The organism is Roseobacter sp. AzwK-3b (assembly GCF_000170875.1).
Taxonomy (GTDB): Bacteria; Pseudomonadota; Alphaproteobacteria; order Rhodobacterales; family Rhodobacteraceae; genus Roseovarius; species Roseovarius litoreus.
The window spans coordinates 130,614-150,144 of record NZ_ABCR01000002.1 but is presented as its reverse complement, the minus strand read 5'-3'; the positions used below and the strand labels follow the sequence as shown (position 1 = coordinate 150,144).

Below are 19,531 nucleotides of genomic sequence, written 5' to 3'. Positions count from 1 at the left end.
AGCGCCATACCCGAAAATTCGCAGAATTTTCGCCCCATGATTTTTCTGCGAAAAATCTCATGCCGTCTCCTCCGGAAGGCCAGCCGCCAGCGCATTGACCGCAGCCGAGGCGATGGCGGATCCGCCCCGCCGTCCTCTCAGCGCCACGAACTCGCAGCCGCGCGGGCGCTCGGCCAGCTCCGCCTTGCTTTCGGCGGCGCCCACGAAGCCCACCGGAAACCCCAGGATCACCGCCGGTTTCGGCGCACCCTCATCCAGAAGCTCCATCAGGTGAAACAGCGCCGTGGGCGCATTGCCGATCGCCACCACAGCACCTTCCAGCCGGTCCGCCCACAGCTCGACAGCCGCCGCCGACCGGGTATTGCCGATGCCTGCGGCGATCCCCGGCACGCGCGGATCGTTCAGCGTGACGACCACCTCGTTATTCGCCGGCAGGGCGCGCCGGATGATGCCCGCGCCCACCATCTCGCAATCGCACAGCACCGGCGCACCCGCGCGCAGCGCGGATTGTCCGGCCTCCCAGGCGTGATCGGAAAACGCCAGCCTGTCGGCCACCTCGATCATCCCACAGGCATGGATCACGCGGATCGCCAATGCCTCGAGGCCCGGGCCGAACCGCTCGAGCCTCGCCTCTCGGCGCACTGTGGCGAAGCTTTCGGCATAGATCGCCGAGGGGTTCTTTTCATAGGGGCGCAATGGGCAACCTTCGGTCTTGGGGCAACCGCCGGATGCCTCCGGCGGGAGTATTTCAGGAACGGTGAACCCTGTCAGGCCCGGGTTTTCCGCGCGCTTTCCGGCCCCAGCGGGTGATCGGCATGGGGGTATTGCGGATGGTGATGGTGATGATCGTGGTGATGATCGTGGTGGTGGTCATGATCGTGGCCGTGATCGTGGTGCTGGTGGTGATGCCCTTGCGCCTCGAGACGGCAAAGACCGGTGCAGAACGTGTCGCACAGGGTGCAATCGGCCACGTTCGAGCCGGGGGCGCTGGCGCCCTGGCCTTCCACATGGTGATGGTGGCTTTCCTGCACGGCGCCCACCTCGGCCTCAAAGCCCAGCACGGCGGTGCGGTATTTGCACATCACGCAAGTGGGCGGCGGCACGTCGCTGAAGGCCGCATGTCCCGCACCGCGCGCCTGCGCGAAGGCGGCGCGTTGGTCCGGGGTGATCTCGCGGATCTCTTCGCCCTCGATGGCGAGGATCTGGGTGCGATACTGACAGGTGCCGCAATTGGGCGGCGGATTGGCGCCGGCCTGTTCGGTGACGCGCTCGGCGAAGGTTTCCAGCACTTTCGGGTGATCGCCGAGATAGCCCGCCTTGACGAACTGGATCTCCGGGTGTTCGGCGGCCACCCGGTCGCTGAAGCCGTAGATCCGGTCGATCAGGATGCCCGAGAAAAGGAAATAGGGAAACACGATCACCCGCTTGTAGCCAAGCCGCGTGACATGCTGCAGGCAGGGTTCCACCAGCGGGAAGGTCACGCCGGAATAGCCCACCTCGCACCAGCCGAAGCCGATGCCTTCCTGCAGCAGCCGGGCGATCTTGGCCACGTTGCTGTTGGCGTCCGGGTCCGAGGCGCCACGCCCGATCACCACAAGGCAGGTGTCGTGCAGATCGACCGGCCCCAGCTCGGCATCGGCCTGCGCCAGCGCGTCGCGAATGCGCGCACCGGCGGCGGCGACCATCTTGGGATCGATACCCAGTTCGCGCCCGTAGCGGATGTCGATGCCATGGCGCGCGGCATAGGTGTTGAGCACCGTGGGAATGTCGTTCTTGGAATGCATGGCGGCAAACAGCATCCCCGGCACCGCCAGGATCCGGTCGCAGCCTTTCTCGCGCAGCTTGTCCAGACCGTCGCGGATCACCGGGTTTGCGAATTCCAGATAGCCGTATTCCATCTCCCAGCCCTCGGGCAGATAGGCCGGCAGCTTTTCCGCCAACGTCGCGAACTCATCCACCGCCGACTGGCTGCGCGACCCATGCCCGCAGATCATCACCCCGGTCTTGTTGCCCATGCTCAAGCCTCCTGCGCGTCGTCTTCGGGGGCATCCTCGGCCGCATCCTCTTCGGCTTCGGCCTCCTTGCGGCCCTTGAGGGCGCCCCACAGGCCGATGGCGATGGCAGCGCCGATCGCCGCGGCCCCCAGCCAATGGCCATGTCCGGCCACTTCGGCCAGATGGCCGGGATGGGCCTGCGCGCCAGTGGCGGCGAGCACTGCGAAGGCAAGCGTTGCAAATCTCATGGGCGGTCCCCTTTTTTTGTCGCTGATCCGCGTCGCGCCGGGAAAGGAGTCGCGCCGCGCGGTGTCGCGCGGCAGACGATCGCAGGCTGATGGACCCCCGGTATGGGTCGGCCCCCGCTGCACATCTTTCCGGCCCGGTCACGGGCATCGTCCCGCCCTCTATAGAAGCTGCGCCCCCCTGGCGCAAACAGAGAAACGCCACAAGGCGGGCGGTGCGCGACATGTGCGGACCTGCACGGGACCTGCGCGCGGCACGGGCTACCCGGGCCGGATCCCACGGCCTAGATCGGTGTCGAGCAACAGGAGGCACACCGATGGGACAGCTGATCGACGGCCAATGGCATGACCAATGGTATGACACCACAAGGACGGGCGGCGCATTTGTCCGCGACACCGCGAAATTCCGCAACTGGATCACCCCGGATGGCCAGCCCGGCCCCTCGGGCGAGGGCGGATTTCCTGCCGAAAGCGGGCGCTATCACCTGTATGTGTCGCTGGCCTGCCCCTGGGCGCATCGCACGCTGATCTTCCGCAGTCTCAAAGGGCTGGAGGATCATGTCGGCGTCTCGGTCGTGCATCCCGACATGGGGTCCGAAGGCTGGGAATTCCGCAGCGATTACCCCGGCGCCACCGGCGACCGGCTGCATGGGCTGCGCTACGCGCGCGATCTCTACACAAGGGCCGATCCGGGCATCTCCGGCCGGGTCACGGTGCCGATCCTGTGGGACACGGCCCGCGACACGATCGTGTCCAACGAATCGGCCGAGATCATCCGCATGTTCAACGCCGCCTTCGACGGGCTGACCGGCAATACCGACGATTACTGGCCCGAGGATCTGAGCAGCGCGATCGAGCCGGTGAACGCGCGGATCTACGACACGCTCAACAATGGCGTCTACCGCGCCGGCTTCGCCACCACACAGGCAGCCCATGACGCGGCGATCGGCCCGCTTTTCGACACGCTCGACTGGCTGGAGGAGCGGCTGGCGCAAAACCGGTATTTGATGGGCGCGCGCCTGACCGAGGCGGACTGGCGGCTTTTCACCACGCTGATCCGGTTCGACAAGGTCTATCACACCCATTTCAAGTGCAACCGCGCGCGGATCGTGGATTATCCCAACATCTGGGCCTATCTGCGCGAGCTCACCCAATGGCCCGGCGTGGCCGGAACGGTGGATTTCGACCATATCACGCGGCACTATTATCACAGCCACGACATGATCAACCCGCACCGGATCATCCCGCAAGGGCCCGAGCTGGATCTGGGCGCGCCGCACGGGCGGGGGTGAACCGGCCCAGGGCTGCGCGGTGAACGCGCAGCACGGCCAAGCGTACCAAGGCTCCGCGACTTGTACCTCAGGGCGCCGGGCCGTGTAGGGCCGGGGGCGCCGGGCCGAGTCGGTTCGGCGCAAGCATCCAAGGGTGCCCATGTCTCGCCACACACCACGGGCTTCCCGGTCGCTTCGAGCCGTCTTGCGCTTTTGAAGCCTTGAGGCGCGCCCGTTGGAATCGTCAGCCGCGCCCTTGGCCGCACATTCAGGGACGTTTCCCAAAGTGTCCCGTCGCCTGCGGAAAGGTAGACGGATCAAAGTCCGTCACCGCCCGCGCCAAGCCCAGCGCCCATCGCCTCAGGGCCACCGCAGCAGACCAATCCTGGGTCACCGAAAAACCGACCAAAGGCCAGCGCGACACCGCCCAAACAGACCCGGACGCGCACCGCCAAGCCGCCGCATTCGCCACGCCCAGCGCGTTGCCTTCAGCACCGCTACCACGCCCAGCGCATTGGCCTCAGCGCCGCGCCAGCTTGCCGAACTCGCTGTCCAGCAGCGCCCGCATCTTCTTCGAGCCGCCACGCAATGCCGCCGCCACATCGGCATCGCCATGGCTCACCGTTTGGGGCTGCATCCCTTCGGGCCGCGCTTCGATGGTGCAGCGGATGTCATCCGCGCCGCCCTTGGCGCCATTGGTATCGACAAGATGCACCTCCAGCCGCGTCAACCGCCCGGTCAGATGGCCCAGCGCAGATGTCACGATTTCTTCCGCCACATCTTCAAGACGTTCGTCACCGCGAATGTTCGAATCCGTATTGAGCTGAAATTGCATCGCTCTCGTGCCTCCTGTCCGTGTGTTCAGCGGGGTCCGTATGGCCCGCCCAACCTATCTGCGTATCGCACCTCCTTTGTTCAAGCGCCCTGCGGCGCCATGGCCTTGGATCAAGCGCCCGTCGACGCCGGGGACAAGCCACCGCGACTCACCCCTTGAGATCATTTCACACGATAAGTCTTGCGATCCGGTTAATCCGGGGCGCGGCCATAATCCGCATCGCTCACATGCTCCAGCCAGTCGGCCACATGACCATCGTCATCGGCCTCCTGAATGGCCAGATGGCACATCATCGTCTCGGGCGCAGCCCCGTGCCAGTGCTCCTCTCCCGGGGGGATCCAGACCGTGTCGCCGGGCTGGATCACCTGTGGCGCGCCGTCGCGCAGCGCCACCAGCCCCACGCCCGACACCACATGCAGCGTCTGGCCCAGAGGATGCGTGTGCCATGCCGTGCGCGCGCCCGGCTCGAAGGTCACCCGCAGCGCACGCACCCGCGCAGGCTCCGGCGCCTCGACGATCAGTTCCTGCCAGACGCGCCCGGTGAAGTAATCGGGATTGGCCTGCATGTGGGGCTTGTGCCCGGCCCGTGTGATTTCCATTGTCCTCAATCCTCCCTCTGGGTCGCGGTCACCCTACGCTCCCTTCCGGGCGCGGCAACCCCCGATCACGTGGCCATCCGCAGTCTGCGCAGGGTGATTTGTGTACGGGATGGACACAAATTGCGGTGCGCCGCGTGGTTTCCGTACCAAACGCGCGTAAGATCGGTACGAACCCTACACAAGTCACCGCCTGCGAGATTACGTGCCAGCTGCATGGTTCGAATCCCTTGACGCCCCCCGCGTTTGGCCATAAAGAACCCTCGATGAATTCGGGGCGCTGCCGCTGGCGGTGCCCGTTTGTATTGAGCAGGGGCCGACCGCCCCCTTGACCCAAGACGAGGAAACACCATGTCGCGCCGCTGCGAACTGACCGGAAAAGGCCCCATGTCTGGCTTCAACTCGAGCCACGCAAACAACAAGACCAAGCGTCGCTACCTGCCGAACCTGCAGGATGTGACCCTGCAGTCGGAAATCCTGAACCGTGGCGTCAAGCTCCGGATCAGCGCCGCAGCCCTGCGCAGTGTCGATCACCGCGGTGGCCTCGATGCCTTCCTCGCCAAGGCGAAGGACGAGGAACTGTCGGCCAACGCGCTGAAACTGAAGAAAGAAATCTCCAAGGCGCAGGCTGCTGCCGCCTGAGACGGATGTCTTTTCATGACGATTTTCGCGGCCCCTCTGATACAGTGGGGCCGTTTCTTTTTGTCGCTTTCACACCGGTCCGCAGCACGGCTATAGTGCGCATCGCATGACACAGGTCCGCACATATCTCGCCATCGCCCTGGCCTTTGTTCTGACCCTAACGGCGCAGAGCACGGCCCTCGCGCGAAGCGCGCCCGACCCGGCGGGTCAAATGGTGCTGTGCACCGGCACGGGGCCTGTCACGGTTCTGGTCGATGCGCAGGGCCAGCCCACGGGTGCTGTGCATATCTGTCCCGAATGTGCGCTGTCGCTTTTTCAGGTGACCTCCAGCGACACGCCAGACCTGCTGCGCCCGACCACGTGGACCCCCGCTCAAACCATTGATTTACATTTAGAAATATTCGACCTGGCACGCCTGCCCGCGCGGGCGCGCGGACCTCCCGTGCACTCCTGATCCTGTTGTCTTTCCAAAAACCACTCAAGATCAGGAGACACTGATGTCTTTCAAATCCACCGTTCTCGCGGCCCTTGCCGCTTCCGCCTTCGCCCTGCCTGCCTTTGCGCAGGACATCATGATCAACGACGCCTATGCGCGATCCTCCGCAGCTATGGCCACCTCGGGCGCTGCCTTCATGACGATCATGAATCACGGCGGCTCCGACGACCGTCTGATCGGCGTGGCCTCGCCCGCCGCCAAACAGGTCGAGCTGCACACGCATACGCAGGATGCTCACGGCGTAATGCGGATGATCCATGTCACCGAAGGTTTTTCCGTCGCATCGGGCGAGACACTGATGCTGGAGCGTGGCGGCAACCATGTCATGTTCATGGGCCTGACCGCCCCGTTCGAGCAAGGTGACATGATCCCGCTCACCCTAACCTTCGAACAGGCCGGCGATATCGAGATCGAGGTTCCTGTCGATCTCGAGCGCAAGCCTGCACACGGGATGGGCCATCAGCACGGAAAATCCGAGTAACGTCTTGTAAACAAAGGAAAGGCGGCGCAATGCGCCCGCCTTTCCCCACCGTCAGCGATCCAGAATCCCGTCCACCCATTCCGGCACGATCACCGAGGCAATACCCTGCCTCACCTCCGTGAAATCGCGGACATTGGCCGACGCCTCGAGGTTCAGTTCTATCGTATGCGCCCCTGAGCGGCCAGCGTGCTGACCGAAGGCCGCCGCCGGATAGACCTGCCCCGACGTGCCGATCGCCGCGAAGATATCCGCCTCTTCCAGATGCGCCCAGATCTCTTCCATGTGATAGGGCATCTCGCCGAACCATACGATATCGGGCCTTGCGGCCTGCGCATGGCAGCGCGGGCAGGTGTCATGCGGCGACATCTCGAGCGGCGCAGGCCAGCGATGATCGCAAGCCGCGCACAAGGCGCCCGACAACGCGCCATGCATGTGCAGGACGTTGCGACTGCCCGCCGCCTCGTGCAGACCGTCCACGTTCTGCGTCACGACCAGCACATTGCCGCCATACTCGGCCTCGAGCCGGGCCAAGGCATGATGCGCCGCGTTCGGCGCCGCCCCCGCCGCCTGTACCCGGCGGGCGTTATAGAAGCGATGAACCAGCGCCGGATCGCGCGCGAAGCCTTCAGGCGTGGCCACATCCTCCACCCGGTGTTGTGCCCAAAGACCGCCTTCGTCCCGAAAGGTCCCAAGCCCGCTTTCGGCGGAAATACCCGCGCCGGTCAGAATAACGATCTTGTCCATGTCGCCTCCTTTTGATGTTTCTTGATGCCTCAAAATGCCTCGTTTGGCCAAGGTCATCCCGGTCATTCAGGTGGGCGAGAAGCGCTTTTTGCCCAAGGAGGCGCCGGCGGGACCGTGGCAAGGGGGCCCTGCCCCCGCCGATCAAATCCCGGGGGGATTTGATCGACTCCCCCGGGATATTTCCGGCCAGAAGAAGCCGCGCCATTTTTCGGAAATGCCGAAGCCGAGTTTCGGCCACCGGAAAAACCGGTGCGGGCCGGCAGCAAAGCGCTTGCCGCAATGTCACCTTGCGCTTCATGCAGGAGACGACAAGGAGAGTGTTCATGCCCCTCGATCATATCAAGTCAGCGCCCGGACAGCCGCCCCAGGCCGCCGCGGATATCGTGGATACCGTGCAGATCATGCTCGCGCGCCTGCGCGCAGGAGGTGCACAGGTGGCGCTGGAATATGCCCGTACCCTCGACGGCTGGGAGGGGAACATCGCTGTGTCCGGCGCAAGCATCGCCGAGGCGATAGACCGGGTGCCGCAGGATCTGAAGGATGACATCGCTTGGGCGCATGACAATATCAGCCGCTTTGCCGCAGCACAGCGCGCCACCGCCGAGGACATGGAGATCGAGCTCCGCCCCGGTCTGATCGCGGGACAGCGCCAGATCCCGCTGTCGGCGGCGGGCTGCTATGTGCCGGGCGGGCGCTATACACATATCGCCAGCGCGCTGATGTCCATCGCCACGGCACGCGAGGCCGGGGTGGCCGATATCACCGCCTGCTCGCCGCCCAATGGCGCAGAGGGCATTCCCGCCCCGATGCTCTATGCGATGCATCTGGCCGGGGCCACGCGCGTCCTGTGCATCGGCGGAGTGCAGGGGGTTGCGGCCATGGCCTTCGGGCTCTTCGGTGCGCCGCCTGTGGATATTCTGGTCGGACCGGGCAATGCCTTTGTGGCCGAAGCCAAGCGGCAATTGTTCGGCCCCATCGGGATCGACATGTTCGCCGGTCCCACCGACAGCCTTGTGTTGGCCGATGACAGTGCAGACCCCGAGACTGTCGCCGTCGATCTGATCGGACAGGCCGAACATGGCGCGACAAGCCCCGTCTGGCTGGCCACGACATCAAGAGATCTGGCCGAGAGCGTTCTTTCCCGCATCCCCCGGGTGATCGCCGCCCTTCCCGAGCCGAACCGCAGCGCCGCCGAGGCGGCATGGCGCGATCTGGGTGAGATCGTGCTGTGCAATGACCGCGAGGAGATGGCGCGTTTCGCCGATGACAAGGCACCCGAACATCTCCATGTGCAGGCGCGCGATCTTGCATGGTGGCGCGAGAGATTGCGGGCTTATGGCTCGCTCTTTCTTGGCGCGGAAACCACCGTGGCCTTCGGCGACAAGGCGGCGGGGCCGAACCATGTGCTGCCCACCTCGGGCGCGGCGCGCTATACCGGGGGGCTGAGCGTGCACAAGTTTCTCAAGACCGTCACCTGGCAACAGGTGGATGCGCGTGCCCTGCCCGATCTTGCCCGCGTCAGCGCACGGATCAGCCGCGAGGAACGGATGGAAGGCCATGCCCGGTCCGCCGACATTCGGCTGGACAAGCTCGCCGCAGACCGCAAGATACAGGTCCGCGCCGGGGGCTGAAAGCCGCCGGCAACACACGCGCCAGGAAGGATTGCCGGATCATGAAAACCGTGGGCATTTTGGGCGGCATGGGGCCAGAGGCCACCATTCTTCTCATGCAAAAGGTGCTGGATGCCGTCCCTGCAAAGGACGATGCGGATCATATTCCGCTGATCGTGCATCAGAACCCCCAGGTGCCAAGCCGCATCAAGGCGCTGATCGAGGGCACGGGCGAGGATCCCGGGCCGGTCCTGGCAAAGATGGCCCGCGATCTCGAGGCCGCAGGGGCGGCGGCTCTGGCGATGCCGTGCAACACCGCGCATCACTATGCCAAGGCGGTCGAAGAGGCCAGTGATCTGCCGTTTCTCGACATGCTGGAGCTGACGGCGGCGGAGCTGGCGCGCGCCGGTGCAAGGCGTGTGGGCCTGCTCGCATCTCCCGCGACCCGGTTGACGGGGGTGTTCGAAGCGCCCTTTGCGGCGCAAGGTCTCGAGCCGGTGACCCTGCCCGATGACAGCGGGTTGCTGGCCATCATCCGGGCCGTGAAGGCGGGAGAGGATCCCGAAGGTCTGGCGCCGCGGCTTGCAGAGCAAGCCAATGCGCTTGTCGCCGAAGGGGCAGATCATCTGCTGGTCGCCTGCACCGAGTTGTCCCTGCTGACCGATGCGCTGCCCGGTGGCACATCATGGACCGACAGTCTGGATTGCCTCGTGGGTGGTATCGTGGCCTTTGCGAAGGGCTAGGTCTGTTCCTGCAGGCCGAGCAGCAGGTCCTGTGCCGCCACGGTGGGTGTGATTGCGCCTTGGGCCACGCGGCTGGCATAGTCCTGCATCATGGCGCGCGCCTGTGGCGTGTCGAGCTGCGCCAGAAGCCCGTTGCGCACCTCCTGCTCGAACCAGTAGCGCGCCTGATCCTCGCGGCGGGCATCGAAAAATCCGTTATCTCGCCGCCAGCCGATCAATGAGGTCATCTCGGACCACGCGGTTTGTAGCCCCTCCTGCTGCATGGCCGACACCATCATCGCCTTGGGAAAGCCTTCGGGATCCTGAGGCCGCTTGCGCAGCAGACGCAATGCTCCGGCGTAATCGCTGCAGGTGCGTGTCGCCGCCGGTTTGAGATCGCCATCGGCCTTGTTCACAAGGATGATGTCAGCGATTTCCATGATGCCGCGCTTGACGCCCTGCAATTCATCCCCGCCTGCCGGGGCCAGCAGCAGAACGAACACGTCCGACATTTCCGCAACCACGGTTTCCGACTGCCCCACGCCCACGGTCTCGATCAGGACCACGTCGAAGCCTGCGGCTTCGCACAGGCTGACGGCTTCGCGCGTCCGGCGGGCCACACCGCCGAGATGCGAGCGCGATGGAGAGGGGCGGATGAACGCATTCGGATCGCGGCTGAGTTCCTCCATCCGCGTCTTGTCGCCAAGGATCGAGCCTCCAGAGCGCGCGCTGGACGGATCCACCGCAAGCACCGCCACTTTCAGTCCCTGCCCCGTCAGCATCTTGCCGAAACTTTCGATGAAAGTGGATTTACCCACGCCGGGCGTTCCTGACAGCCCGATACGGATCGCCTGACGGTTCGCGGTTTTCAAATGTTCGATCAGTTGCACAGCCTGTTCGCGATGATCGGCACGCGAGCTTTCGATCAGGGTGATGGCGCGCGACAAGGCGCGACGGTCGCCAGAGGTGATCGCCTGGCTGAAAGTTTCGATATCCATCGCGGCGGCGGGTCCGTTCTTTTGCATACTGCCTGCCTTCATGCCTTGGCGTGACCCGCATTGTCCAGAGTGGGCGACCAGAGGCGGCTATGGAAAAGTGATCGGACTTGGTCGATAAGGCGGATCATGTCGACGCAATTGCCCATCCATGACGCCATCGCCCCGCTGATCGCGGCGCTACGCGACCACGGCGGCGCGGTGCTGCAGGCTCCGCCCGGTGCCGGCAAGACCACCATTGTACCGCTCGAGATGCTGGCGGCGGGCCTGACCGAAGGGCGCATCCTGATGTTGGAGCCGCGCCGCCTTGCCGCGCGCGCCGCAGCCGAACGCATGGCACAAAGCCTTGGCGAGGCACCGGGTCAAACGGTCGGATACCGCATGCGCGGCGAAGCCAAGCTGTCAGGCGTCACGCGCATCGAAGTCGTGACCGAAGGCATCCTGACCCGTATGCTGCAAACAGACCCGGAGCTTTCCGGCGTCGGCGCCGTCATTTTCGATGAGTTTCACGAACGGTCGTTGAATGCCGATCTGGGCCTGGCCCTGTGCATCGAGATCCGCGAGGCGCTGCGCCCTGATCTGATCCTGCTGGCGATGTCCGCCACGCTGGATGCCGCCCCGGTGGCCGAGCTCATGGGCGGTGTGCCGGTGATCACCTCGGAAGGGCGCAGTTTTCCAGTCGAGATCCGCTGGCTGGATCGCCCGATACCGAAGGAGCGGCGCTTCGAGGATATAGCGGCCGAGCTGGTGCTGCGGGCCGTGGCAGAAACGCAAGGCGGCGTGCTGGTCTTTTTGCCCGGTGAAGCCGAGATCCGTCGCGTCGAGGCGTTGATCGCGGATCGTCTGCCGCCTTGCTGCCATGTGCGGCCCTTGTTCGGTGCCATGGACTTTGCCATGCAGCGCAGCGCGATTTCCCCGGTCATGGACGGGCGCAAGATCGTGCTGGCCACCGCAATCGCTGAAACGTCGTTGACCATCGAAGATATCCGTGTGGTGATCGATTGCGGGCGGGCGCGGCGCGCGCGGTTCGATCCCGCCAGCGGCATGTCCCGGCTGGTGACGGACCCGGTGACGCGCGCCGAGGCGACACAGCGTGCGGGGCGCGCTGGACGGGTGAGCGAAGGGCTGTGCTACCGGATGTGGACCAAGGGCGAGGAAGGCGCGCTGCCCGCCTATCCCCCGGCCGAGATCGAAGAGGCGGATCTCTCGGCACTTGCGCTGGAGCTGGCGGTCTGGGGCGCCGCGCCGGGGGATCTGGCCTTTCTGACACCGCCCAATCCGGGCGCCTATGCCGAGGCGCAGGCGCTTTTGCGGATGCTGGGCGCACTGGATGACGACAACCGGATCACACCGCATGGCAAGGTGATTGCCGCACTTCCACTGCATCCGAGGCTGGCCCATGTGATGGCCCTGGCAGGCGCGCAAGGCGCAACGCTTGCGGCGCTTTTGTCGGACCGTGACCCCCTGCCACGCAAGGCGCCGGTCGACCTGCATTTGCGGCTGATGGCGGCGCGCGATCCGCGCGACTATGCGCAGCGGCACCCCCATATTGCCAATCGCGGCGTGTTGGAACGGATACGAACCGAAGCCAAGCGCCTTACCCGGCAGGTCGGCAAGACTGCCGAAACCCCTTTCAGCGATGCCGAAATGGCCGCGCTGGCCTATCCGGACCGGGTGGGGATGCGGCGTAAGGGGAATGCACCACGCTATATACTGTCAGGTGGCAAGGGCGCGGTTCTTCCAGAAGGCGATGATCTGTCAGCCGCCCGATTGATCGTGGCGACAGATCTGGACGGCAACCCCCGAGAGGCCCGCATCCGGCAGGCGATCCAGATAACCGAGGCCGAAATCCGTGGGGTTTTCGCGGATCAGATCGACTGGCACGACCTGTGCGTGTGGGATCGACGCGAGCGCCGGGTGATCGCGCGCCAGCAGGAACGCTTCGGCGCGCTGGTTCTGGATGACCGTGTCTGGAAAGCCGCCCCTGCCGAAGTCATGGCGCGTGCCATGCTGGACGGGGTGCGCGATCTTGGGCTGATCTGGAGCGATGCCGCAAGACGCTTTGCCGCGCGGGTCGAATTGCTGCGACGCGCAGGCGAGGATTTGCCTGCCATGACCGAAACCGCGCTGCTGGAGCAATTGGAGGACTGGTTGCTGCCCTATCTGGCAGAGGTCAGGACTGCACAGGACTGGAAACGCTTCGACATGCTGGATGCGCTGCGCGCGCGGCTGGATTTCGAGCAGATGCAGCGTCTCGACCAAGGCGCGCCAGCGCATTTTACAACGCCACTGGGTCGGAAGATACCGATCGATTATTCCGGCGATGCCCCTGAGATCCAGTTGCGCCTGCAAGAGATGTTCGGCCAAACGACCCATCCCCGTGTCGGCAGCACACCGTTGCGGGTCACCCTTCTGTCGCCGGCGGGCAGGCCCGTGCAGACCACGACGGATATTCCGGGATTCTGGGCAAACAGTTATGCCGATGTGCGCAAGGATATGCGCGGGCGGTACCCCAAACATCCATGGCCCGAAGACCCCACCAAGGCAGACCCCACGTTGCGCGCCAATCGCCGAAATCCAACGTGAATTGTAATTTCGCGTTTAACGCGTATATTGAAGTCATAAAAACAATGAAAATCGAGCAGGTACGGTACTCTCATGATTGAAGGTCTGAAAAAAGCGTGGTCTGGCGCCCTCCAGCCGTTTTTCCGTCTGCCGGAAGAAGAACAATCCGCGGCGCTATGCTGCCGGACCGGCGCGGATGGAACTGAGGTTTTGTTGATCACCAGCCGCGATACCGGTCGCTGGATCCTGCCCAAGGGCTGGCTGGAGAAAGACATGTCGCCCGCACAGTCCGCGCAGAAGGAAGCGTGGGAGGAGGCCGGGGTAAAATCCGGCGTCCTTCATGAGACCGGTCTGGGCAAGTTCTGCTATGAGAAATCTGCCGAGGACGGGTGCGATCTTCTGGTCGAGGTAGAAGTGTTTCGCCTTGATGTCACGGAACTGGCCGATGACTTTCCCGAGGCGCAGGAACGCGAGCGGGCATGGTTCCGGCCCTCGGACGCAGCCGAGGCCGTGCAAGAGCCGGAGTTGAAGAAAATCCTGCTACGGCTGTAACCGCAGGACAGCATCCGGTCCGTGTGCATTGCCCGGGGAAAACGCGCAGAACGCAACGATCACCGGTCGAGACACCATCGCATGATGGCTTTCTGGGCATGAAGGCGGTTCTCGGCCTCATCCCAGATTACCGAATGCGGTCCATCCATGACCTGACTGGTGACCTCTTCCTCGCGATGGGCCGGCAGGCAATGCATGAACAAGGCATCCGGCTTGGCATGGGCCATAAGCTCTTCGTTCACCTGATAGGGCCGCAGCATGTTGTGACGCCGCTCCTTGGTGGATTGGCTGTCATGCATACTGACCCATGTATCCGTGACCACCAGATCGGCACCGCTGACCGCCTTGACCGGATCACGCTCGATCTGAATGGTGCTGCCTTTCTGACGGGCGAAGCCGACGAACGCGTCTTCGGGATCGAGTTGCGCGGGGCCGGTGAAGGTGACGTCGAAGCCGAACTGGCCCGCCGCATGCAGAAGCGAAGCACAGACATTGTTGCCATCCCCGGACCAGACCACCTTGCGACCTGCAATTGGCCCGCGATGCTCTTCGTACGTCATGATATCGGCCATGATCTGGCAGGGATGCGTCCGGTTGGTCAGGCCGTTGATGACCGGCACATCCGCATAGTCCGCCATCTCCAGCAGGACGGATTCATCGAATGTACGGATCATGATGAGATCGACATAGCGGCTCAGCACACGGGCTGTATCGGCGATGGTTTCACCATGGCCAAGCTGCATGTCCGTGCCTGAAAGAACCATGGTCTGACCGCCCATCTGGCGCACACCGACATCAAAGCTGGTCCGCGTCCGGGTTGACGGCTTTTCGAAGATCAGCGCCACCATATGCCCGGCCAGAGGCAATTCATCATCAGTCGCACCGCGCGGACGGTCCTTGCGGGCATCCTTCATCGCTTTCGCACTGTCGATGATGTGCCGCAGCGCCTCAGGATCGGTTTTGTGAATATCGAGAAAATTTTCCATTTTGAGCCCTTGGCTGAGGGGAAGGCTGCGCGAGTGTCGACGTGGACTGCAGTCGGAGTGGAACCCTGATCCCCGGAATGATGAAAAACGTCCGGTGGTCAGGACGCGATTGCGGTTTCGATCGCCACGGCGCTCGCCTGCAAGCGGGACAGCGCTTCGGCAATCTCCTCATCGCTCAGATTGAGGGGTGGCAAAAGCCGGACGACATTATCGGCGGCCGGTACGGTGATGACCCCGGCGTCATAGCCTGCCGTGACCACATCCATATTGGCGACCTTGCATTTCAGCCCGATCATGAGACCCAAACCGCGCACGCCTTCGAAGACGTCCGGGTGACTGGCCACCAGCCCGTCGAGACCATGGCGCAATTTTCCGGCCTTGGCGTTGACCGCGCTCAGGAAGTCGGGCTCTGCCACGATATCCATGACCTTGGCCCCCACTGCACAAGCCAGCGGATTGCCGCCATAGGTGGATCCATGCGTGCCCGCCGTCATGCCGCTGGCGGCGTCTTGGGTGGCGAGCACCGCACCAAGCGGGAACCCCCCGCCGATCCCCTTGGCGACCATCATGATGTCAGGCTCGACACCCGCCCATTCATGCGCAAAGAGCTTGCCGGTACGGCCCATGCCGCACTGAACCTCGTCGAAAATCAGCAGTATGCCCTTTTCGTCGCACAGATCGCGCAACCCCTTGAGGCACTGATCCGGCACCGGGCGGATCCCGCCCTCGCCCTGAACCGGCTCGATCAGGATGGCGGCGGTGGTGTCGGTGATTGCGGCATGAAGCCCGCCGTGATCGCCCCAAGCAACCTGAGTGAACCCGGGCAGAAGAGGCCCGAACCCCTTGACCATCTTCTCGGATCCCGCCGCGGCAATCGCGGCATGAGACCGGCCATGGAACGCGCCTTCGAAGGCGACGATACCGATCCGGTCGGGCTGACCCTTCTCATAGAAATACTTGCGGGCCATTTTCACGGCCAATTCGCAGGACTCGGTGCCAGAGTTGGTGAAAAACACAGTATCCGCAAAAGTCGCATCCACCAGCTTGTCCGCCAGAGCCTGCTGCTGCGGGATGTTATACAGGTTCGAGGTATGCCACAATTTGCCAGCCTGCTCGGTCAGCGCTGCAATCAGCGCCGGATGCGCATGGCCAAGGGCGTTCACCGCGATACCGGCTCCCATATCCAGAAATCGGCGCCCATCCGCCTCGACCAGCCAGCTGCCTTCGCCCTTGACGAAAGTCAGCGGTGCCCGGTTGTATGTCGGCAGAACGGACGGAAACATGTGCGTATCCTTTATTAAGAAGCCCTTTGAGTGCCTTAGAGGCGCGGGCGAGTCAATGTTTCAGGAAGGGGAACGGCACCGAGCGCCAGAGATCGCAAACGGGAACGTCAGACGCGTCAGCGTCCTCGTCGGGTCGTGCGATATGTGAAGCATGCGGTCATGCAGCGCGTGTAGCGCGTTCTTTCCCCGACGTGAAGCAAAAATGCGCAAGGGCGCCCCGGCCCGCATAGCGATCGGCGGCGGTGGTCCAGATGTCAGCCCGAGGTCACGCGTTCAAGATGCGTGCGTAATTGTTCGGCCTCGTAGCGGGCTTCTCGCAGACCATCCATCGTCGCGGCCAGTTCGGCCTCGGATTGAGCAAGTTGATTGGTCAACTCGGCCTCACGCTGCTGCAGGTAGGTGATCGCCTGATCGCGGGTTTCCTCGGCCTCGTGCAACTCCTGCGCAAGGCGCTCCAGCTCACCGACATCGGACTGATTCACACGAATGAAACGATGCACCAGCCAATTGGCGAACCATCCCATACAGAAAGCCACGAACAGGATGATCGCGGTGGCAATGATAAACTCAGTTCTGTTCATCCGCTGGTTCTTCCTGCTCTGCGCTTGTCGCTCCGCTTTCTTCTTCGCCCGGTTCTTCAAGGCTTTCAAGCGTCGTCGCAACTTCTTCGACAGGTTGCGGGCGCAAAAGCCGGAATTCGATCCTGCGATTGGCTTCCCGGCCCTCTTCGGTATCGTTGTCGGCGATGGGCTGGCTTTCGCCATATCCCTTGGCCGTGAAAGACGATGTCAGCACCCGGCGCGCACGCAATTCGTTCAGGACTGCCTGCGCCCGCTCCTGGCTCAACCGCTCGTTCATCTCTTCGCGGCCCTGACTGTCGGTGTGACCGCCAATCTCGATGCGGATATCACCGCATTCGCGCAAGATCTCGGCGATGTCGTCCATGATCGCGGCGCCATTGCCGTCGATTGTCGAAGAGCCCGGCTCGAAGTTGATCTTGCGCCCAGACTGCACCGAGGCGATTTTCGCTTCGCACTTTTCGGGCGTCGGGATGCTGGCGATCGGGTCCAGCTCTTCTCTGTAGGTGACGTTGATCGAAAACTGCGAACCCTCGCCCAGCTTGTCGGCCAGGAACCCTGAAATCGCCGCAGATGCGTCCGCCTGGCCTGTATCGCCAGTGACGGTCAACTCGTCCGGGGTCACGGTGACCGCCCCGTTCGAAAGATGGGTCAGCGCCTCGAGCCCCGTCAGCGTGCGCAGGGACCAGTCACGAGGCAAGCCTTCGGCCACGCGCGCAGTCATATGGACGGACCGGGACGAAAACCGGGCCTTGGCGAAACTGTCGAGGGTCTGGCGCGCCAATTCGCTGCCCACGCGCCCACGCAACTGCACCAGACCTTCTGGCGACAAGGTCGCCACGAATTCGGGTTGTGCCGCGTCGGATTTATCCTCGGGTTCCAGAAGGACCGCGTGCAGTGCGAAAACATCTGGCAAAGAGCTTTCAAGCTTACCCACCACATCGTCAAAGACGTTTTGCGGCGTGCCCTGCTGCACCAGAAGTGAAATATCCGCATCCGAAAAGGTCAGGCTACCGCCCCCCAGTTCGGCAAGTGCCGCGATCGACTGCTCGACGGCCTCACCCCATTTCGGCGAGGGCACGCCCAATCCGATGGTGCAATCCGCTTTGGTTTCGAGCCCTGCCCGTCCAGCCGCCCTGAGAATGCGGGCCCGCGTCTCTTCGGTATCGGCGGAACAGGCGTCGAATTTCGCGACCCCGTTCTCAATCAAAAACCGCAGGTTGAAGGGGGTTATGACCGGACGCGGCGCAGAGATGTCCAGCGACAGCCTCACATCGTCAGGTGCCGCTCGGGCAAGTTCGGTTTCCAGTCTGCGCTTGTCGGCAGGACTGTCGACCATGGCTTTCACGACCACACGCGTTGAATCGACCGAAATCTTCGTGCGCGGCAACAGACTGAGCGAGTCGACGGCGAAATCCAGCGCATCCTCCCATGTCTCGGGCTCAGGATAATCGGCGGATTCAAGAAGATCCTTGGCCGGCGCACCGTCCGTGGCCTTGGCGATTGCCGCCATCAGCGCTTCGCGATCCGTCGAGGCGGGCAAAAGGCCGATCAGGGAAAGACCGCTGTCATTTCGCAGAATTTCGATCGAAAAGCGCGGCGGCGTCATGATCTTTGCGTCCTCGACCAACATCTGATCTATGACGCGTGCCGCATCCACGACCGTGCCCGCGACCGAAAGCGCCTTGAACCGAGAGGCTTCGGACGGGGCGGTTCCAGCCAGAAAGACCTGCAGCCCGTCCGCGTCCACCTCGGCCCAGGACAAGCCGTTTTGCTCCAGCGTGTTCCTGACGGACAAACTTGAATTGTCCTCAATGATGCGCACGGCAAAACTGGCCATCAGCACGCAAAATACGGCTGCTGCCAGAAACGTGCCGACTATGGTGAAGATCGAAGACAGGCGCATGGCGTTCAGGCCCGCAGGTTATTGCTCTCGCCGTGTTTAGGCCGTGCAGGCGGGATGTTCAATCACAGCAGCAGCGCAAATGCGAAAAACGGCAAAGGCAGCAGCCCCGCATCCCGGTTCGACCGGAACAGCCCGAGCAGTCTCTCGTTGTCGTTCAAGTCCAGTTTTCGCAGCTGCCATTGCATATGCCAGCCCATCGCCCACGGACCCAGAAGCGCCACCAGCAGGGCCGGCGAACTCCCGCCGATGGCCGCGATAATCACCGCCAGAGACTGCAGCGCAACCGTCAGGACAAGAAAAATGGCCAGCCATCTGGGTGTCCGGTCTCCGAACAGGCGCGCGGTCGATTTGACACCGATCAGGGCATCATCTTCCTTGTCCTGATGCGCATAGATCGTATCGTAGAACAGCGTCCAGGAAATACCCGCCAGATACAGAAGGACTGCCGGCCATTCGAGCTGTCCGGCATGCGCGGTCCAGGCCAGCAAAGCCCCCCAGTTGAACGCCAGCCCAAGAAACACCTGAGGCCACCAAGTGAACCGCTTGGCAAAAGGGTAGATGGCCACCGGCAATAGAGCCAGAACACCAAGCGCGATTGCAGCCGCGTTGAACGTCAGCAAGATGCAGAACGCCACGAGCGCCTGTGCAACCAGCCAGACAAGCGCACCCGTCACGCTCACCTGACCCGAGGGGATGGGGCGCGATGCGGTGCGGGCCACGCTGCCATCAATATCGCGATCGGTGATGTCGTTCCATGTGCAGCCCGCCCCTCGCATCAACCACGCCCCGATGCCGCAGCCCGCAAAGATCCACAGATCATGCCAATGGGCGCGCCCGTCATGGAGCATCGCCAGCAACAACCCCCACCAACAAGGGAGCAACAGCAGCCATGTGCCGATAGGCCTATCCGCGCGCGCCAGTCGCAGATAAGGCCGCGTGGCCGCTGGCGCGAACCGGTCCACCCAGTTGCCCTTGACCGCATCGGCCACCATGCCTGCGGCCTCTGGCGTCTGGTTCTTGCCGGTCATAT

The 19,531-nt window shown here is 63.5% G+C and carries 20 protein-coding genes; 8 read left to right on the top strand and 12 right to left on the bottom strand.

The window, feature by feature from the left end:
• Positions 1 to 57: 57 nt before the first annotated feature.
• The 3 genes from RAZWK3B_RS04925 to RAZWK3B_RS04915 all read right to left on the bottom strand — a co-directional run bounded on the left by RAZWK3B_RS04925 (position 58) and on the right by RAZWK3B_RS04915 (position 2,242).
• Positions 58 to 696: a precorrin-8X methylmutase gene (locus RAZWK3B_RS04925; RefSeq protein WP_007812806.1), complete on the bottom strand. Its 639-nt coding sequence runs from the start codon at positions 694 to 696 to the stop codon at positions 58 to 60.
• A 71-nt stretch (positions 697 to 767) separates the two neighbouring features.
• On the bottom strand, positions 768 to 2,015 hold the full coding sequence (locus tag RAZWK3B_RS04920; protein WP_007812804.1) for a sirohydrochlorin chelatase: 1,248 nt from the start codon (positions 2,013 to 2,015) through the stop codon (positions 768 to 770).
• A gap of 2 nt (positions 2,016 to 2,017) precedes the next feature.
• Complete coding sequence (locus RAZWK3B_RS04915) at positions 2,018 to 2,242, bottom strand: DUF6732 family protein (protein ID WP_007812801.1); 225 nt, start codon at positions 2,240 to 2,242, stop codon at positions 2,018 to 2,020.
• 314 nt (positions 2,243 to 2,556) lie between these two features.
• Between RAZWK3B_RS04915 and RAZWK3B_RS04910 the strand changes: the two genes are divergently transcribed.
• The gene (locus tag RAZWK3B_RS04910; RefSeq protein ID WP_007812800.1) at positions 2,557 to 3,531 is read left to right on the top strand and encodes a glutathione S-transferase family protein; all 975 of its coding nucleotides are present in this window, start codon (positions 2,557 to 2,559) and stop codon (positions 3,529 to 3,531) included.
• A 499-nt stretch (positions 3,532 to 4,030) separates the two neighbouring features.
• Here RAZWK3B_RS04910 and RAZWK3B_RS04905 read toward each other — a convergent pair whose 3' ends face one another.
• Together RAZWK3B_RS04905 and RAZWK3B_RS04900 are read right to left on the bottom strand one after the other, a co-directional pair.
• On the bottom strand, positions 4,031 to 4,345 hold the full coding sequence (locus tag RAZWK3B_RS04905) for a hypothetical protein (protein ID WP_007812797.1): 315 nt from the start codon (positions 4,343 to 4,345) through the stop codon (positions 4,031 to 4,033).
• 191 nt (positions 4,346 to 4,536) lie between these two features.
• Positions 4,537 to 4,944: a (R)-mandelonitrile lyase gene (locus RAZWK3B_RS04900; RefSeq protein ID WP_007812796.1), complete on the bottom strand. Its 408-nt coding sequence runs from the start codon at positions 4,942 to 4,944 to the stop codon at positions 4,537 to 4,539.
• A gap of 348 nt (positions 4,945 to 5,292) precedes the next feature.
• On the opposite strand from RAZWK3B_RS04900, the gene rpmB reads away from it, so the two are divergent.
• The 3 genes from rpmB to RAZWK3B_RS04885 all read left to right on the top strand — a co-directional run bounded on the left by rpmB (position 5,293) and on the right by RAZWK3B_RS04885 (position 6,560).
• Complete coding sequence (gene rpmB / locus RAZWK3B_RS04895) at positions 5,293 to 5,583, top strand: 50S ribosomal protein L28 (RefSeq protein ID WP_007812794.1); 291 nt, start codon at positions 5,293 to 5,295, stop codon at positions 5,581 to 5,583.
• A 106-nt stretch (positions 5,584 to 5,689) separates the two neighbouring features.
• On the top strand, positions 5,690 to 6,037 hold the full coding sequence (locus tag RAZWK3B_RS04890) for a hypothetical protein (RefSeq protein ID WP_007812792.1): 348 nt from the start codon (positions 5,690 to 5,692) through the stop codon (positions 6,035 to 6,037).
• Between the two features lie 43 nt (positions 6,038 to 6,080).
• The gene (locus RAZWK3B_RS04885; RefSeq protein ID WP_007812790.1) at positions 6,081 to 6,560 is read left to right on the top strand and encodes a copper chaperone PCu(A)C; all 480 of its coding nucleotides are present in this window, start codon (positions 6,081 to 6,083) and stop codon (positions 6,558 to 6,560) included.
• A 51-nt stretch (positions 6,561 to 6,611) separates the two neighbouring features.
• On the opposite strand, the gene RAZWK3B_RS04880 is transcribed toward RAZWK3B_RS04885, so the two are convergent.
• Positions 6,612 to 7,304, bottom strand: a complete 693-nt coding sequence (locus tag RAZWK3B_RS04880; protein WP_007812788.1) for an NAD-dependent deacylase — start codon at positions 7,302 to 7,304, stop codon at positions 6,612 to 6,614.
• 323 nt (positions 7,305 to 7,627) lie between these two features.
• Between RAZWK3B_RS04880 and hisD the strand changes: the two genes are divergently transcribed.
• Together hisD and cuyB are read left to right on the top strand one after the other, a co-directional pair.
• Positions 7,628 to 8,935, top strand: coding sequence for a histidinol dehydrogenase (gene hisD / locus RAZWK3B_RS04875; RefSeq protein WP_007812786.1), 1,308 nt, complete (start codon positions 7,628 to 7,630; stop codon positions 8,933 to 8,935).
• A gap of 41 nt (positions 8,936 to 8,976) precedes the next feature.
• Positions 8,977 to 9,657 (top strand): cysteate racemase, encoded by a 681-nt coding sequence (gene cuyB / locus RAZWK3B_RS04870; RefSeq protein ID WP_007812784.1) that lies wholly within the window; start codon positions 8,977 to 8,979, stop codon positions 9,655 to 9,657.
• Here cuyB and meaB read toward each other — a convergent pair.
• A complete protein-coding gene (gene meaB / locus RAZWK3B_RS04865; protein ID WP_037295154.1) occupies positions 9,654 to 10,634 on the bottom strand; it encodes a methylmalonyl Co-A mutase-associated GTPase MeaB in 981 nt (326 codons plus the stop codon). The genes cuyB and meaB overlap by 4 nt on opposite strands.
• Before the next feature lie 126 nt (positions 10,635 to 10,760).
• Here meaB and hrpB point away from each other — a divergent pair, with 126 nt between their 5' ends.
• Positions 10,761 to 13,217, top strand: a complete 2,457-nt coding sequence (gene hrpB, locus RAZWK3B_RS04860) for an ATP-dependent helicase HrpB (RefSeq protein ID WP_007812781.1) — start codon at positions 10,761 to 10,763, stop codon at positions 13,215 to 13,217.
• Between the two features lie 72 nt (positions 13,218 to 13,289).
• Positions 13,290 to 13,748: an NUDIX hydrolase gene (locus RAZWK3B_RS04855; RefSeq protein ID WP_007812780.1), complete on the top strand. Its 459-nt coding sequence runs from the start codon at positions 13,290 to 13,292 to the stop codon at positions 13,746 to 13,748.
• Positions 13,749 to 13,807: 59 nt separating this feature from the next.
• On the opposite strand, the gene argF is transcribed toward RAZWK3B_RS04855, so the two are convergent.
• The 5 genes from argF to ubiA form a co-directional block, all read right to left on the bottom strand.
• Positions 13,808 to 14,734, bottom strand: a complete 927-nt coding sequence (gene argF, locus RAZWK3B_RS04850; protein WP_007812777.1) for an ornithine carbamoyltransferase — start codon at positions 14,732 to 14,734, stop codon at positions 13,808 to 13,810.
• Between the two features lie 98 nt (positions 14,735 to 14,832).
• On the bottom strand, positions 14,833 to 16,017 hold the full coding sequence (locus tag RAZWK3B_RS04845; protein WP_007812775.1) for an aspartate aminotransferase family protein: 1,185 nt from the start codon (positions 16,015 to 16,017) through the stop codon (positions 14,833 to 14,835).
• Positions 16,018 to 16,271: 254 nt separating this feature from the next.
• Positions 16,272 to 16,598, bottom strand: a complete 327-nt coding sequence (locus RAZWK3B_RS04840) for a hypothetical protein (protein WP_007812773.1) — start codon at positions 16,596 to 16,598, stop codon at positions 16,272 to 16,274.
• Entirely contained in the window at positions 16,585 to 18,501 is a 1,917-nt protein-coding gene (locus RAZWK3B_RS04835; RefSeq protein WP_007812772.1) for an OmpA family protein, read from the bottom strand. Before RAZWK3B_RS04835 ends, RAZWK3B_RS04840 begins: the two co-directional genes overlap by 14 nt.
• A 62-nt stretch (positions 18,502 to 18,563) precedes the next feature.
• On the bottom strand, positions 18,564 to 19,529 hold the full coding sequence (ubiA, locus tag RAZWK3B_RS04830; protein WP_007812769.1) for a 4-hydroxybenzoate octaprenyltransferase: 966 nt from the start codon (positions 19,527 to 19,529) through the stop codon (positions 18,564 to 18,566).
• Positions 19,530 to 19,531: the final 2 nt, after the last annotated feature.